Origin of the sequence: Actinomadura sp. 9N215 (assembly GCF_044326345.1) — a bacterium.
GTDB lineage: Bacteria > Actinomycetota > Actinomycetes > Streptosporangiales > Streptosporangiaceae > Spirillospora.
This window is the reverse complement of record NZ_JBIRBA010000038.1, coordinates 33,156-48,104: the sequence shown is the minus strand read 5'-3', so window position 1 is coordinate 48,104 and position 14,949 is coordinate 33,156. Positions and strand designations below refer to the sequence as shown.

At 68.4% G+C, this 14,949-nt stretch carries 16 protein-coding genes; 7 read left to right on the top strand and 9 right to left on the bottom strand.

Going from position 1 to position 14,949, the window contains the following annotated elements:
• Window positions 1–34 precede the first annotated feature (34 nt).
• Both ACH34T_RS40075 and ACH34T_RS40070 read left to right on the top strand, forming a co-directional pair.
• Window positions 35–1,231: an IS110 family transposase gene (locus ACH34T_RS40075; protein WP_396026231.1), complete on the top strand. Its 1,197-nt coding sequence runs from the start codon at window positions 35–37 to the stop codon at window positions 1,229–1,231.
• A gap of 127 nt (window positions 1,232–1,358) precedes the next feature.
• Window positions 1,359–1,946 carry a hypothetical protein gene (locus ACH34T_RS40070; RefSeq protein ID WP_396026230.1) on the top strand — a complete coding sequence of 196 codons (588 nt, stop codon included), beginning with the start codon at window positions 1,359–1,361 and terminating at the stop codon, window positions 1,944–1,946.
• Between the two features lie 15 nt (window positions 1,947–1,961).
• On the opposite strand, the gene ACH34T_RS40065 is transcribed toward ACH34T_RS40070, so the two are convergent.
• Window positions 1,962–3,551, bottom strand: coding sequence for a caspase family protein (locus tag ACH34T_RS40065; RefSeq protein WP_396026229.1), 1,590 nt, complete (start codon window positions 3,549–3,551; stop codon window positions 1,962–1,964).
• A gap of 31 nt (window positions 3,552–3,582) precedes the next feature.
• On the bottom strand, window positions 3,583–3,954 hold the full coding sequence (locus ACH34T_RS40060; protein WP_396026282.1) for a hypothetical protein: 372 nt from the start codon (window positions 3,952–3,954) through the stop codon (window positions 3,583–3,585).
• A gap of 439 nt (window positions 3,955–4,393) precedes the next feature.
• On the opposite strand from ACH34T_RS40060, the gene ACH34T_RS40055 reads away from it, so the two are divergent.
• Both ACH34T_RS40055 and ACH34T_RS40050 read left to right on the top strand, forming a co-directional pair.
• A complete protein-coding gene (locus tag ACH34T_RS40055; RefSeq protein ID WP_396026285.1) occupies window positions 4,394–4,660 on the top strand; it encodes a hypothetical protein in 267 nt (88 codons plus the stop codon).
• Window positions 4,603–4,734, top strand: coding sequence for a hypothetical protein (locus tag ACH34T_RS40050; RefSeq protein ID WP_396026228.1), 132 nt, complete (start codon window positions 4,603–4,605; stop codon window positions 4,732–4,734). The genes ACH34T_RS40055 and ACH34T_RS40050 overlap by 58 nt, the downstream gene beginning before the upstream one ends.
• Here the strand turns inward: ACH34T_RS40050 and ACH34T_RS40045 are convergent.
• Window positions 4,689–4,829: a hypothetical protein gene (locus tag ACH34T_RS40045; protein ID WP_396026284.1), complete on the bottom strand. Its 141-nt coding sequence runs from the start codon at window positions 4,827–4,829 to the stop codon at window positions 4,689–4,691. The two genes, ACH34T_RS40050 and ACH34T_RS40045, sit on opposite strands and share 46 nt — an antisense overlap.
• A gap of 244 nt (window positions 4,830–5,073) precedes the next feature.
• Entirely contained in the window at window positions 5,074–5,436 is a 363-nt protein-coding gene (locus ACH34T_RS40040) for a YkvA family protein (protein ID WP_396026227.1), read from the bottom strand.
• Window positions 5,437–5,808: 372 nt separating this feature from the next.
• Here ACH34T_RS40040 and ACH34T_RS40035 point away from each other — a divergent pair, with 372 nt between their 5' ends.
• The gene (locus tag ACH34T_RS40035; protein WP_396026226.1) at window positions 5,809–7,479 is read left to right on the top strand and encodes a hypothetical protein; all 1,671 of its coding nucleotides are present in this window, start codon (window positions 5,809–5,811) and stop codon (window positions 7,477–7,479) included.
• 64 nt (window positions 7,480–7,543) lie between these two features.
• On the opposite strand, the gene ACH34T_RS40030 is transcribed toward ACH34T_RS40035, so the two are convergent.
• On the bottom strand, window positions 7,544–8,161 hold the full coding sequence (locus ACH34T_RS40030) for a septal ring lytic transglycosylase RlpA family protein (RefSeq protein WP_396026225.1): 618 nt from the start codon (window positions 8,159–8,161) through the stop codon (window positions 7,544–7,546).
• Between the two features lie 464 nt (window positions 8,162–8,625).
• Window positions 8,626–8,955, bottom strand: coding sequence for a hypothetical protein (locus tag ACH34T_RS40025; RefSeq protein WP_396026224.1), 330 nt, complete (start codon window positions 8,953–8,955; stop codon window positions 8,626–8,628).
• Window positions 8,956–9,448: 493 nt separating this feature from the next.
• On the opposite strand from ACH34T_RS40025, the gene ACH34T_RS40020 reads away from it, so the two are divergent.
• The gene (locus tag ACH34T_RS40020) at window positions 9,449–9,868 is read left to right on the top strand and encodes a hypothetical protein (protein ID WP_396026223.1); all 420 of its coding nucleotides are present in this window, start codon (window positions 9,449–9,451) and stop codon (window positions 9,866–9,868) included.
• Window positions 9,869–10,258: 390 nt separating this feature from the next.
• Here the strand turns inward: ACH34T_RS40020 and ACH34T_RS40015 are convergent, their stop codons facing one another.
• The 3 genes from ACH34T_RS40015 to ACH34T_RS40005 form a co-directional block, all read right to left on the bottom strand.
• Window positions 10,259–11,365, bottom strand: a complete 1,107-nt coding sequence (locus ACH34T_RS40015) for a ferritin-like domain-containing protein (RefSeq protein WP_396026222.1) — start codon at window positions 11,363–11,365, stop codon at window positions 10,259–10,261.
• 519 nt (window positions 11,366–11,884) lie between these two features.
• The gene (locus tag ACH34T_RS40010) at window positions 11,885–12,493 is read right to left on the bottom strand and encodes a hypothetical protein (protein WP_396026221.1); all 609 of its coding nucleotides are present in this window, start codon (window positions 12,491–12,493) and stop codon (window positions 11,885–11,887) included.
• Between the two features lie 47 nt (window positions 12,494–12,540).
• Window positions 12,541–13,164: a TetR family transcriptional regulator gene (locus tag ACH34T_RS40005; protein WP_396026220.1), complete on the bottom strand. Its 624-nt coding sequence runs from the start codon at window positions 13,162–13,164 to the stop codon at window positions 12,541–12,543.
• A 157-nt stretch (window positions 13,165–13,321) separates the two neighbouring features.
• On the opposite strand from ACH34T_RS40005, the gene ACH34T_RS40000 reads away from it, so the two are divergent.
• Entirely contained in the window at window positions 13,322–14,620 is a 1,299-nt protein-coding gene (locus ACH34T_RS40000) for a GH1 family beta-glucosidase (protein ID WP_396026219.1), read from the top strand.
• The last annotated feature ends 329 nt before the right edge of the window (window positions 14,621–14,949 follow it).

The window sequence follows — 14,949 nt, the reverse complement described above, 5'->3', positions numbered from 1 at the left end:
AGCATGAGGTGACCTGCGACGTGATGGGACGTTGATGAGCAGCGAGTACGCGGTGTTCCTGGGCTTGGACGTCGGGAAGGGTGAGCATCACGCCTGCGCGCTGGACCCGTCCGGCAAGCGGCTGCACGACAAGCCGCTGCCCAACGACGAGGCCAAGCTCCAGGCGCTGTTCGCCAAGCTTGCCGAGCACGGCCCGGTGCTGATGGTTGTCGACCAGCCCGCCTCGATCGGCGCGCTGCCGGTCGCGGTCGCCCGCGCCGCCGGCTGCCAGGTCGCCTACCTGCCCGGGCTGACTATGCGGCGGCTGGCCGACCTGCACCCGGGCACCGCCAAGACCGACGCGCGCGACGCCTACGTCATCGCCGACGCCGCCCGCACTCTGCCGCACACGCTGCGGCGGGTCGACACCGGCGAGGAGGCTCTGGCCGAACTGGAGGTGCTGGTCGGGTTCGACGACGACCTGGCCGCCGAGGCCACCAGGGTCCGCAACCGCATCCGCGGCCTGCTCACCCAGATCCACCCCGCGCTGGAGCGGGTGCTGGGCCCCAAGGCCGACCACCCGGCCGTCCAGGAACTGCTGGTCCGCTTCGGTGGCCCGCAGGGCCTGCGGCAGGCCGGGCGCCGCCGGATGCTGAACATCGCCCGCAAGCTCGCGCCGCGCATGGGCGAGCAGCTGGTGGAGGACATCCTGGCCGCGCTGGAGGCGCAGACCGTCACCGTCCCGGGCACCACCGCCGCCGAGGCCGTGCTGCCCAGGTTGGCCAGCTCGCTGCGCACCGTGCTGGACCAGCGCAAACAGATCGCCAGTGAGGTGGAGAGGATGCTTGATGCGCACCCTCTTTCCCGGGTCCTGACGTCGATGCCCGGCTTCGGGGTCAGGACCGCAGCACGCGTCTTGCTGGAGGTCGGCGACGGCAGTTCGTTCCCGACGTCCGGTCACCTGGCCGCCTACGCCGGGCTCGCGCCGGTCACCCGGCACTCGGGCACCTCCATCCGCGGCGAGCACCCGCCCAAGGGCGGCAACAAAAACCTCAAACGCGCCATGTTCCTGGCCGCGTTCGCCTCCCTCGCAGACCCGGCCTCGCGAACGTACTACCAGCGGAAACGCGAACAAGGAAAGCGTCACAACGCTGCTCTGATCTGCCTGGCACGCCGCCGCTGCGACGTGCTGTTCGCCATGCTCCGGGACGGCACCACCTACCAGCGCCAGACCGAACCTCAGGCTGCTTGACAGATCCAATAGGGACACCCCCCCGCAGCCGGGTGGCACACACGACCGGGGCGGCCAGCGGCGTGCACAACGTCGCGGCCAGGGTGTTCAGCCCGCGGACCAGAACGCTGCTGCCCCCGATCTTGGTGTGGCCGAACCCGGCGCCCTGCTTGGCCGCCGAATACACCCGCCGTTGCATCGAGTCCACGTCCACGAACGCCAGTTGACCGGCGCCGGGCAACAGCGGCGTGTGCGCGGCCAGAGCCACCAGCAACCGGCGGCCCGTCTTCTCGATCTGGCGGACGTTCCCCCAGGACAGGCAGCGCAGGAACGAGCCCAGCGTGGACGGCGCCCGCACATCGTCGAACACCTTGTCCATGCCGCCGTGCCGCAACAGGTCCAGGTCATCGATGCAGTCAGCGCCCGCGGCCATCCCGCCACGATCGAGCAGACCTTCGCCGCCGGCATTGGCCCCACACCGCTCACGGACCCGGACGTGCTCGAAGACCAGGCCCGGCAGGCCACAGCGCTCGGCCGGCTGCATCACCGGCACCAGACCGCCATAAGCGATGACGGGCTCGTCGTCGAACACCGCATGCGTCTTGTTGGCAAGGTGAGACAATCGCACTTACGCGGTGCCCTCTCGGACCGGGTTCATGGAAGAGTGAAGAACTCCCATCTTCCCAGTTCAGAGGGCACCTCTCTGCATTACCGCACCATCGTCACCCGATATTGATCGGCGCATTCAGGCTCAGCCTGCCGTGCTTCCTCGGCAAGACATTTCGTTAATCTCTTCCAAGGTGGGTTGTGCCTCGAGGAAGTCCCGGGTTAAGGGGAGGCGTTCGCTGAAGTGCTTCCGCCAATCGTTGCTGCCGACATAGTTGTGCAAGGCTGTTCGGAGGCGTTGGCAGGTTTCGTGATTGCCTTTGGCTATCGCGAACCCCGTGGAGGTGCGAGGGCCGAACCTGATCCCGTCGACAAGTTTGGTATCCTGCCGATCTGCCAGCTGCATGCCGGCGAGCGTCAACCGGTCTCCGACGATCGCGTTCACTTTACTCGCCAATAGGCCGGTGCGGCAGTCACCAAAATCCTTTTCCAGGACGATCCGCGCCCCCTTTTCGACCTTCGCCAAATCATCGATCGACGTCGAGCCGGCAATCATGCATACGGTCCGCCGGGAAAGGTCCGATATTTTTTCTATATGTGTATCATCGCTACGAACCAACACACCCAGTCGCGAGGACGCGAGCGGTCCGACAAAGTCGACTCGCTGTTCTCTTAATGAAGTTATGCCCAGCGTGCCGGCAATGTGGACCTGCTGACTCCTCAGTGAGTTTATCGCATCCTCTCGCGCGACTCTCCTGAGCGTGATAACACCGTTGAAGTCGGTACGATCGAGCAATCCCATGATGACGTCAGCGTTGTAGCTTGAATCCGCTTCGTGACTCCGATCTCCTGCGCCGTCTTGCCAGACTCCCGCCACTACTTGCGTGGTATCGAGGAATGAGTCCGGCGCCTGGGGTACGTGGGTGCTGCCCTGGAGCAAGGCGAGCGGCAACATCACGAGCACGGCACGGCCAGTCTTCGCCTTGGCGCTCGGCGGCTTCTTGCGGGGCCGGGAAGCGGTGGCGGCAGGTAGGGGCGGGAGTGGGGGTTGGATTGGCCCCCGCGTCACGGTGAGGTTTCCGGCGGCGCCGACAGAGCGGCGTTGCGGGCGCGGGAGGCCTCGGCCGGCCAGCTCTTGGTCAATGTGGTGGTGGATCTGATCCAGGGTGAGCGGGCCGGGTATTCGTAGCGCGTCCAGCAACGCTCCGGTGAAGGCGGTGTTGCGGGCACCGAGTGGGGCGTGAGAGAGGGAGGTGGCAGGCGTGGATGTCAAGGTATAGGTGCCCGTCAGGTCAAGCTGCCCCAGGGCGAGGCTTTTCCGCCTACTCATGACCGTGACGGCTTGGCCGGAGAAGCAGCAGTCCAGTAGGAGCACGCGGGCTTTGGCGCGAGCGCTGCCGACCATGCGTTTGACAAGGTCGACGTGGATGGCGGAAAAGCCGACGTGCTCGGCGTCCGTGCCGGTCAGAGCGAAGTGCAGCACTCCGGTGTCGTCGAGGACCCCGTGGCCGCAGTAGTAGACCAGCAGCAGATCTTCTGCTTCGCGGACAGCGGCGGTCAAGGCCACGCCGACAGCTGCCTGGTCCGCGGGATCGGCCAATACCTGGCAATGCTCGGCGGCGAGGAGGCCATATACGGGATGCGTCAGCACCTGGCGCAGGTCTTCCAGATTCGCGCGCACAGCCGGAATGTCGGGCAACTCCGGGTCGCGGAAGGTACCTGCCCCGATGAGCACCGCCCGGCTGCCCCTACCATCCGGGAGCGGCTTATGACTCACTATGCCGCTCGCCGGCCGCCGGGAACTGTTCCGCCACCTCGCGCAGCACCGCCGCCGGGTCTGCGGCACGACGGACGTCCACTTCGATACGCCGCCCGTCATCAGCGCTGACGGTGACCTTGACGTCGGCACCACGGGAGGTAAGCCAGGTGCACACCGATTGGAGCAGCACCACCACTGCGCCACCGGAGCCCACCGCCACCGTCAGCAACTCCACCGACGCGCCCATCTCTCCCGGCTTTGGTGCCCGCCGCTGAGGCCTTACCCGCCCTCGCAGTTCATCCTCCAAACCAAGCCAGTCGCACAACCCCACAGTGTGAGTCGCGGCCTCCGCACCCTCGACAACTACCTGCAGGTCCACTGCATCAGAAATCTCAGACACGAGGTAACGTCCCTAAAATTGCGGTGATTTGGGATCAATCATGCTAGCGGCCTGGACGTGCCCGAGCCCGATCATCTCGCTAACAGGACGGCCCGCAGCCTCAACTGAACCACGCTGGCCCAGCTCGTTCCGCCCGCCCGTTCTTCACCCGCGTTTGTCTTACCTGCTGATCGGCGGCGACAGGTTCGCTAACCAGCGGTCGTGATCGCCCTGTGCTCGTGCCGCTTGGCCAGCCGATCGCCGATCGCATACGCACCGAGTTGGTATGGCTTGCGTGTACGGCAGGTGGCAGCGCGTCCCTGTATCTGAGCCCGAATCCACCGCGTGAATTCGGTTGGTTGGTTTCTGGTCCGATCTCTTGCCGGGCCGGGCTGCCGGTCCTGCGGCCCGGAGCCCCGGACGGCGGCCGAGTCGGCGAGTGACCACGTGTCCCGGGCTCTGGCCGACCGGGCGCAAAGTCCAGGCGTTCCCCGCCGAGGTGCTCCGGATGCCGTGGCTGCGCACCCTGATCCTGGACGGCAACCTGATCTTGGAGCGGTTCCTCTTCCTGGACGACGAGGACCGCAAGCTGATCGCGAAGCGGCGCGGGACCACAGTCAGCTCGGGTTCGCTCTCCAGATATGCACCGTGCGCTATATCGGCCGGTTCCTCCCAGACGACCCGCTGGACGTGCCGTGGGTCGTGATCCAGCACCTAGGGCGTGTTCAGAAGGGTCATAGCCACTCGTTGATAGCGGCAATGTGGATGGTGGCCTGGTAGCGGACGGCGAGTTTGTCGAATCGGGTCGCCACCGCCCGGTTTCGCTTGAGGCGGTTGATGGCGCACTCCACCCGCGTGGCGAGCGCGGACTCCATTTGGGCGGACGCCCTGACATGCGCGGTCTGGGCAGCAGCGGCTCCAGCACCACCCACTGAGCATCGGTCAGGTCGAACCGGCCCGTCACCGCTAAGGTGGCCACGAGGTCTCCGGGACACTGGTCTTCTTGGTCGAAGAACCAGCTACCGGAGGCCTCGCTGCTTATCGTCAGCGACACACCACCGAACCGACCGCACCAGCGCCCCTTCTGAAACACGCCCTAGTCGAGAAGCTCGCCGACGGTTAGTCGAGAGGCTCGCCGACGACGACCGTCGGTCGGCCACTGCGCTCCCACATGACGAAGTCCCCCGCGGACTTGACGAGGACGGCGAGCATCCAGAGCGCCAGCCCTGTGTCGTCCACGATCCCCGCGATGGGAATCACGTCGGGAATGGCGTCGATCGGGGAAATGATGTAGACGACGCCAAGCGCGAGCAGCCCGAGCGTCCCGAAGGACAGCCCCTTGTACTGCCCGCGCAAGACGGACTTGAGCATCCGGGGCACGGCGCGTACGCGCTCCCAGAGGCCTGGTGCATCGGGTTTCAGGGTTTCGGCGTAGATCTGCCAGGCCTGCCCCGCGGCGGCCGCGCTGCGCTTCCTGTCCACGAGCACTCCTCAGAGGGACGTTCAGGAGGGCGCGCCCCCGCGGCGCCCACGACTATCTACGACGCGGCCGGTGCCGGAAATGTTCCCTCCGACCGACCATGAGGCTCTTGTCACAGGCACCACACCCGCAACAGCATCGGAACGATCGCGAAACCCCGTGGTCAGACGCTCACTCGAACATTCGACAGGCGTCACCTCTGGTGAGTTCTTCGTCACTCTCATGGGCGACGTGCGGCGATTCACGGTGTGTTGCCCGCCGTCCGCTGGAAGCATGGGGCGCGCGAGAGGAGCGCCGCCGCACCCGGGAGGAGCGACCTCCCCCGGGCACGACCGGCATCGCCCGTCGAGCATCGCAGGAGCTGACGTACCGACATGAGCGGCGACCACCATACGAACCACCCCGTCCACGGCACCGCGGCAGGCGACGCGTACGTCGCGCTGCCCCCGACCGCCGTCGACGCGACCGCCTCGGGACCCACCCGGCTGATCGTGGCCTGGCCCGGATTCGATCCGCCCCGCACGGCGAGCGCGCTCGCCGCGGCGATCCCGATGACCGGCGTGCCGGTGTGGCGCGTCTACCTCGACCTGCCCGCCCGCTCTCCCGGCGGGCTCGGCTCCGGCGCGATCCTGGAGACCGAGACGATCGAGACGTACTGCGCGGCGGTCGAGAGCGCCGTCGAGCGCCTCCCCGCCGCCCTCGCGGACATCCGCCGCGATCTCGGCCTCCCGGACGACCCGGACGCGGCCGTCGGCCTGGCGGGCTTCAGCGCGGGCGGCGCGGCCGCGCTGCTGGCCGTGGCGCGCGGCGCCGTGCCGGTGAGCGCCGTCGCGCTCGTCGCGCCCGTCGTCGCACCGTCGCGGGCCGCGCGCGCGGTCGAGAAGCGGTCCGGCCGCGACCGATCCTGGACGGACGGCGCCGCCGCGCTCGCCGACCGCCTCGACCTCGGCACCCTCGCCGGCGACCTCACCGGACGGAACGTCGCGACGCTCCTCATCGGCGGCGCCAGGGACCGGGTCGTCCCCGCGCGGGAGATCACGTCCCTGCGCGACCTCCTACGCCGCCACGACGCCGGACCGGTGGAGTCCGCGACGTTCCGCATGGGTCACGCGCTGGCCGCCGAACCCGGCACCGAGGCGCGTCCACCGATCACCGAGGCCGTGCGCGTGGACGGCGTCCTCACCGACTGGTTCCGCGAACGCCTCGCCCGGCCGACACCCTCTCCGCCCGAAGAGACCGCACCGGCGGACGCGCAGCCGACAATCGTCCAAGTGCCCGTCAACACCCCGCCAACCGCAACGCACCAGACCGAAACACAACCGACCGACACGGCCCACACGACGAATTCGGCGCAGACGACGAACGCCCACTCACCCAACCCGCAACCCACGAACAACAAACCCGTGGACGCCACGGCGGTCACCACCCAGCCGATCAACATCCCACCGGTCAGCGCTCGACCGCCCGAGTCGCTGCCGACGAGCGTCCACCCCGTGGACGCCTCCCCAGACGACACGCAGCCGGTCAACACGCGACCGTCCGGCATGCAGACAACCAACGTCGTCCAGTCAGCGGCCGCCTCACCGGCCAACCCACAGCCAGTGGACGCTCCAAACGGAGTTGCACAGGCGAGCGCTAAGCCGGAGAGCACTCAACCGGAGAAACCGGAGAACACCAAGCCGTCAACCTCGGGCTTCGCACCCGCACAACCGGTCGACGTCCGCCAGGGGTCGGACGTTGCGTCCGCGACCACAGACACGAGAGACGCGCGAACAGAGCAGGCTCGTCCGCCTGGCGCCCGTCCACCGGCAGGCGGAGACGGGGCATGGTCGAGCAGCACACAGAACGCCGGACCCGGGGCCCAGAGCGCCGACAAACATCCCGCAGCAGCCGGTACAGCCGCAGCAGCTGGCACGGCCGGGGCAGCGGGCACAAGGGAAGCGTCCGGAGCCGCCGGGGCGAGAGAAGCGGCCGGAGCGGCCGGAGCGGCGGAGGCAGCTGGAGCGGCGGGCGCGGCCGGGTGCGGGTTCGGGCGCGGGCGGTGAAGGACGCACCCGCCCGGCGAGCAAGACTCGATGGCCCACCGGGCGGGTGCGGTTAGCGCGGGGGTCAGCCGCGGGACAGGACCTCGTACCGGACGGGGATCACGCCCGCTCCGGTGCCGCCGACCTTCTTCATCGCGGCCTTGGACAGGTCCAGGCACCGGCCGCCCGCGTACGGGCCGCGGTCGTTGATGCGGACGATGACCGACCGGTCGTTGTTCTTGTTCGTCACGCGGACCTTGGTGCCCATCGGCAGCGTCTTGTGCGCGGCCGTCAGCTCGCTCGGGTCGAAGGGCTCGCCGCTGGCGGTCATCTGCCCCTCCCAGTAGTAGGAGGCCTTGCACGAGCCTGACTCGACGACCTTGTGCCGCTTCTTCTTCACCGGTTTCGCCACGTGCCCGGCGCTGCTGTCGGGCTTGCTCTTCGGAGACTTCGTCTTCTTCGGGGACGGCTCCGGTGAGCGGGGCTGGCCGCGGCTGGCGCGGGTGGGTCCGGTTCGCGGACGGTCTTGAAACGCCGTCGTGGCCTGCGGCGCGCTCTCCGCGGCCGACGCCGGTTTCGTGGATTCGTCGCCGTTGACGAGAGCGAAGGCGCCCACCGCGAGGACGGCGACGGCGGCGCCCGAGACGATCAGGATGGTAGTGCGTAGGCGCGCTCGAAGAAGACGCCTGACAGGGCTACCCACAGAGGAGTCCTTTGTTAGGGGACAGGACCCCGGACGCCCGCTGTGTTCGCGGCTTGTGCAGGTTCGGGCGACGTCACGCGTCCCGAATTCCCCGCCGCCTACGGGCTCTTTGGCCCGCTCTCCGCGCCGATCTCAAGGCGCTCCGCATCATCGCGGTTCAGGCGTCCGGCAGGTGCGGCGAGGGAATGGCATCTTCACTTTTGATCTCTAAGACGCCGCACAAGTCCTTGACCGTACGGTGTGTCCCACGTGAATCAAGCCGCAGAGCCCTGGTTTGTGGGGTTTGTCACCCCAGCTTTTGCCCTATGAAGCTGATCAACTCCGAACGGTAACCGGGTTCGTAGATCACCTTTACTACCCATAGAAGCTACGATCTCGGACATATAACAAACGCTTGCCTGCTAACGGAACGGGGCGTTCCGCGAATGTCGTCGCATCCGCGGAACGCCCCGTCCCGGTGGTCGTCAGCCGAGTCCGGGCACCGCCGGAAGCCCGTTCCCCGTCCCGCTCGGGAGCCCGATCCCGGGCAGGTTGGGGAGCCCGATCCCGGGCGCGCCCGGCATGGACAACGGGCCGTCCGCGGGCTTCGCGACGCGCTGCCTCGCCTTCAGCACATGCACCACGCTGCCGACGCCGTTCTCGGTCTTGTCGATCTCACCGCCGACCTGGTTGACCGTGTTGTTCGCCTGGCCGAGCAGGTCGTCGTCGGACGGGCCAGGCCGCGCGTGCCGTCCGGCCGGCGGGAAGAGCGTCGAGCCGACCGGCAGCCCGCCCGGCTGCGCGGACCCGAGCATGGACGGAACACTAGGCAGCCCGGGGGCCGGCTCCGAACCAAGTTCGGACGAGACATCCCGCAAGCCCGCGCCCACCGGCATCGCAGCCCGCTGACCGTCCGCAGCCGCCCCACGACGGCCACCCTGAAGCGCACCGGACCGACTACCCGGCACCGCCAAAGACCGACCAACCGAAAGCGCGTCCAGCCGACCGCCCAGAAGCGCACCATCCCGTCCGACCGGAAGCGCACCATCCCGTCCGACCGGAAGCGCACCATCCCGTCCGACCGGAAGCGCGCCAGAACGACCGCCCGTAAGAGCACCGTCCCGTCCAACCGGAAGCGCGCCAGGAGCACCGCCCAGAAGCGCGCCGTCCCGTCCGATCGGAAGCGCGCCAGAGCCACCGCCCGTAAGCGCACCATCCCGTCCACCCGGAAGCGCAGCGGACCGACCGTTCGGAAGTGCACCAGACCGTCCGACCGGGAGGACGGAGCGGCGACCGCCCGGGAGAACGGTGTCCACGCCTGGGAGCCCGCCGAGCTGGCTGTCGCGCACCGCCCCGCCGACCTTTCCGGCGTCCTTCAGAAGCGCGCGCGGCACCTTCGTCGTGTCGGGCGGGATGGGCAGCGTGTTCGACCTGGCGCGGCGCCCGGCCGGGAGGCAGTCGCCCTGGGGAAGCCCGCCCAGCGAGCCCTGGCCGACGGACGGCAGCGGCACGTCCGGAAGGCTCGTCCCTGCCGGGGAATTGGACTTCTTGCCCGAGTTCAGGGCGCACCGCCGTCCGGCTGTGGAGCGAAGCCCCGGCGAGGCCGGCGCGACGGTGAGGACCTCGTCGACCGCGCCGGTCGCCCGTTCGGCGGTCTGGCCCGCGGTCTGGGTGACGGGGTCGGGGAGCGTGCGGGTGACCGGCGCGGCCGCGGCGGCCGCGTCGTAGAGGAGCGTGGTGGCCGGGCCGGGCGCGGCGTTCGCCGGTGCGGCCGTCACGGCGAACGCCGCGGCGACCGGAGCCAGGACGGAGACGCTCAGCAGGCTTCTGGCGGATCGATTCATGCTTCCCCCCGGGGTTTTCGGATTGACCCTGCACGTGTGGGTGTGCGCCCGCGCGGCTTGCAAATCCGGCGCACCGTCGAGCGGGGACGTTAGTACAGACCCGAGGCGCGCACCTCCAATTAGAGAATCAATTGGTAAACGCCATATAGATCTACGGGACCCGGCCGCCGACATCCCCACGCGCACTAAATGGCGACAACTTCCAACAAAGTTCCCCGAAGACACAAAAAAGCGGGAGCGCCCCGAAGGACGCCCCCGCCAGGCCGGACGAGGTCTATTCGGCGGCACCGAGGGTGATGGCCTCGTCGACCTCCTCCCTGCGCCCGGCGAGCTCCGCGGCGTACCGCTCCTCATCGACCTTTTCGGCGATCTCCTCGTCCTGCCTCATCAGCGCCTCAAGGTCGGCCTTGGCATTGTCGAGGACGCCCATGTCCGCATAGGCGGCCTGCACCTTGTCGCCCCACAGCCCAACATCCCGGACGCACGGGACGATCCGGCTGAACAGCAGCGACTGGTAGAGCGTGTACATTTCGGAGTTGTCGACGAACTCCATGCATTCGTCGACCGGCAGGCCGAGCCGCTCGAAGATCTCGCGTCCCTTGAACCGGTCGCGCATCAGGTAGCAGCCCTCGACGACGAACTCCTCGCGATCGGCGCGCTCCTTGTCGGTGAGCTCGGCGTAGTAGTCCTTGAGCGCGAGCCGCCCGAACGCCACATGCCGCGCCTCGTCCTGCATCACATACGCGAGCAGCTGCTTGACCAGCGGGTTCGTCGACATGTCGCGGTACAGGCCGAACGCGGCGAGCGCGAGCCCCTCGATCAGGACCTGCATGCCGAGATATGGCAGGTCCCAGCGGCTGTCCTCCAGCGACTCGGCGAGCAACTTCGCCAGGTCCTGATTGACGGGGTAGTACATGCCGATCTTCTCGTGCACGAACTTCGTGTACAGCTCGACGTGGCGCGCCTCGTCCATGGTCTGGGTGGCGGCGTAGAACTTCGAATCCAGGTCGGGCACGGACTGGACGATGCGCGCCGAAACGTTCAGCGCGCCCTGCTCACCATGCAGGAATTGGCTGAACAGCCACGACCCCTGATGCCGTCCGAATTCGTCCCGCTCCTTCTGCGACATCTTCTCCCAGATGTCGGAGCCGAAGAGCGGATTGAAGTGCTCCGGCAGGCCCGCGACGTTGACCGGATCGACCTCCAGATCCCAGTCGATGCGCTTCTGCGCGTCCCACTGCTTGTCCTTGCCCTTCTGGTACAGGTTCAGCAGCCGGTCACGGCCCTCGTCGTACTCCCACGTGAACCGGGCGTCGCCCGCCATGGGGACGTTCCACGTGTCCGTGGGGACAGGCGTGCTGTAGAGGTCGTAGGAACTCACCGGGAAATCCTCCTCCGGGGGTGACGCCGCGCCCTCGCGACGCAAGTGTGCTCCGCCCACGGCTTTACATCTCTTCGTAACATGTAAAGCCCCGGGAGGCCAGGCCCACGCAAGAACACACTGACCAACCCACACCCTCACGACAACGCGTCGACCCACCATCCCTCCACCCGCCCCCAACCCCCAACAACCAGCCACCGAACAACACCGGCTACTGCACGCGAGAACACCGCAGACCGCGCGCGAGGACGCCGAAGGGCGAGCGCCGGGAAGTCAGGGGACGTGCGCGGGGACGGCGGAAGGTGTGCGCGGGGACGGCGTGTGGTACGCGGGACAGCGTGCGGGGTGTGCGCAGGAACAGCGTGCGGGGTGTGCGCGGAGACGCCAGAAGGCGTGCGCGGGGGACGCCGGAGGCTGTGCGCGGGGGATGCCGGAGGGTGGGCGCGGGGACGCCGGAGGGTGGGCGCCGGGATGGCGTGTGGGGTGGGCGGGGGCGGCGTGTGGGGGTTGGGGTGGGGGTCAGCGGGACTGGAGGGCGTCCAGGCCGACGGCCTGGGCGATGATCAGGCGGCGGTCTAGGCGAGGGTCCTTGATCTCTACGACGTAGCGGTCGCGGAAGCCGAACTTCTTGTCGACGGAGAAGACGACCTGGTCTCCGGCGTAGAAGTCGAAGTGGTACGGCCACGCGAACGGCAGGGCGTCCGCGTAGGGGATGAACTGCCAGATGCGGCGCAGGACCGCGACGGTCTTGTTGCGTTCGCTGCCCGTCGTGACGCCGAGGCCCGGCTGCTCCAGGTGCCAGGTCGAGGCGAGCAGCGACTTCTTGAAGTCCTTGCGGAAGACGCCGATGGGCTGGCCGTGCGCGTCCGTGATGTCATAGGCGGACGCGAGGTCGATGCGCTTGCGGGCCTTGAAGCCGAGGATCGGACGGGTCTTGGCCTCGTCCGCGTAGAGCGTCACCTGCTCCTTGAAGGCGAGGCGTTTCTGCTGGGCGAAGGCGAGCAGTTCACCCTCGCCGCCGTCCGGGGCGGCGGCGTGCACCTCGTACTGGTTCACCATCAGGCGCACACGCTGCCGGATCAGGAGCGTCTGCTGCGCCTGGAGCCGTTCTTCGTCCAGCGAACTCACCCGTTCTGTAGCGTTTTGCGGAGTCTGCCACAGATGACGGGGGACGGTCAGGACTCCTCGATATGCGAGGCCAGGTAGCCGTGGATCAGCCGTTCCGCCTCGGCGACGATCAGCGGATCGCCGTCCGGATCGCGGCGGAAGGCCATCTTCAGGACGGCGTCGCCGGCCTCCACCGCGATGGCGAGCGCGGTGGCGAGGCCCGGGGTGTCCTGGACGGCGAACGTCTCCACGATCATCTGGCGGAGCCGGCCGGCGACCACCGCGTTGTTGTCGGCGTCGGAGTCGAGCAGGTTGACGTCCGCGACGTCGCCGAACCGCAGCACGCGGAAGCCCGGCACGGTCCGGTGCATCTCCACGAAGATGTCGATGATCACGCCGACCGTGTCGGACCAGTCGCCGAAGCCTCCCTCGGCCAGCCGCGCCGAGATGCGCTCCCCGAACACCTCCAGGTTGCGCACGGCGAGGGCCTGCGCGACGGCGCGCTTGTCGGGGAAGAACTGGTACACCGAGCCGATGGCCACGTCGGCGCGCTGCGCGATGCGCGTCGTGGTGAGGCCGTCGTAGCCGTCCTCGTCGAGGATGTCCGCGCAGGCGTCGAGCATTCGCTGGACGCGTTCGGCGCTGCGGCGCTGGGCGGGACGGCGGCGGAGCGGGGTCCGGATCTCGGTCACCCCACCATTGTCACCCGAACACGCCGGGCTCCGGCATGAACCGGGTGCCGTTCACCACCGTGAGGCCATGGGAGTCTTCCGTGCGCACCATCCGCAGCCCTAATATCCGAAAGTAATTCGTATTTCCGGCGGCGGGCATACGGGAGGGCCGAACGCGATGGGACTTCCGGAAGGCTTCCGCTGGGGCGTCGCCACAGCCGCCTACCAGATCGAGGGCGCCGTCGACGAGGACGGGCGGGGACCGTCCACGTGGGACACCTTCGCCCACACGCCGGGACGCGTCCGCGACGGGCACACCGGTGACATCGCCTGTGATCACTACCATCGGTGGCCGGAGGACGTCGCGCTGATGGCGGGCCTCGGCGTCGGCTCGTACAGGTTCTCGATCGCGTGGCCGCGCGTCCAGCCGTCCGGGCGCGGCCCGGTCAACCCGAAGGGCCTGGACTTCTACGACCGCCTGGTGGACGGCCTGCTCGCCGCCGGCATCGCCCCCGCCGCCACCCTCTACCACTGGGACCTCCCGCAGCCGCTCGAAGACGCAGGCGGCTGGATGAGCCGCGACACCGCCTACCGGTTCGCTGAATTCTCCTACCTGGCCGCCGAGCGACTCACTGACCGCGTGGAAATGTGGATAACCCTGAACGAGCCGGTGGTCGTCATGGCCTACGGCTACGCGTTCGGCGTCTACGCCCCCGGACGGACGCTCATGCTCGGCGCCCTCCCCGCCGCGCACCACCAGCTCCTCGGCCACGGCCTCGCCGTCAACGCCCTACGCGGCCGCGGCGCCCGCGAGATCGGCCTGACGAACCACTACTCCCCGGCGTGGGCCGCCACCCCCGACGACCAGCCCGCCGCGGACGCGTTCGACACGTTCATGAACCGGCTGTTCACCGATCCCGTCCTGCTCGGCCGTTATCCCGACGTCATGGCGGACGCGTCGTTCGTCCGGCCCGAAGACCTGCCCGTCATCGCGACGCCCATCGACTTCCTGGGCGTCAACTACTACCAGCCGACGCGTCTGAAGAATCCGGCCGAAGGCCCCCTGCCGTTCGACATCACCGACATCACCGAATATCCGACGACCGGGATGGGCTGGCCGATCGTCCCCGAAGCCTTCCTGTCCTTGCTGCGCAGCCTCCATTCGCGCTATTCACTGCCGCCGCTCTACATCACCGAGAACGGCTGCTCCTTCCCGGACGAGATCGGCGCGGACGGCACGGTGGACGACTCGTCCCGCATCGAATTCCTGGACGCCCACATCAAGGCCATGCGGACCGCCATCGACGAGGGCATCGACATCCGCGGCTACTACGCATGGTCGCTCCTGGACAACTTCGAATGGTCGGAGGGCTACCATCCGCGCTTCGGCCTCGTCCACGTCGACTACAAGACACAGAAACGCACGCCGAAGAGGTCTTACGCCTGGTACCGCGACCTCATAACCCCATCGCCATAGCACCCGCCCCACACACACCATGCCAACGCCCCGGTTTCCACGGCCGACGGCATCGTCGGGGCACGCACCCGCGATCACGCCGCCGGCTCCGTCCAGTGCCGAGGAGTTCGGCTATGGCGCCGGCCTCGTAGGCGGTGAGGGCGACGGTGGCTTCACCTGAGGCGGGGCTCGCGCGGAGACTGTACGCCCACGCGTTCCCGGCCGCCCAGAATGGCGGAGGCGACCCGCACCGGACCCCCGACCCACCATCTCCACCGCCACACCCACGCCCTCTCGCCACCGCCCACCCGCCACCTTGATCACCACTCCCCACCCCAAGCCCCTTAATC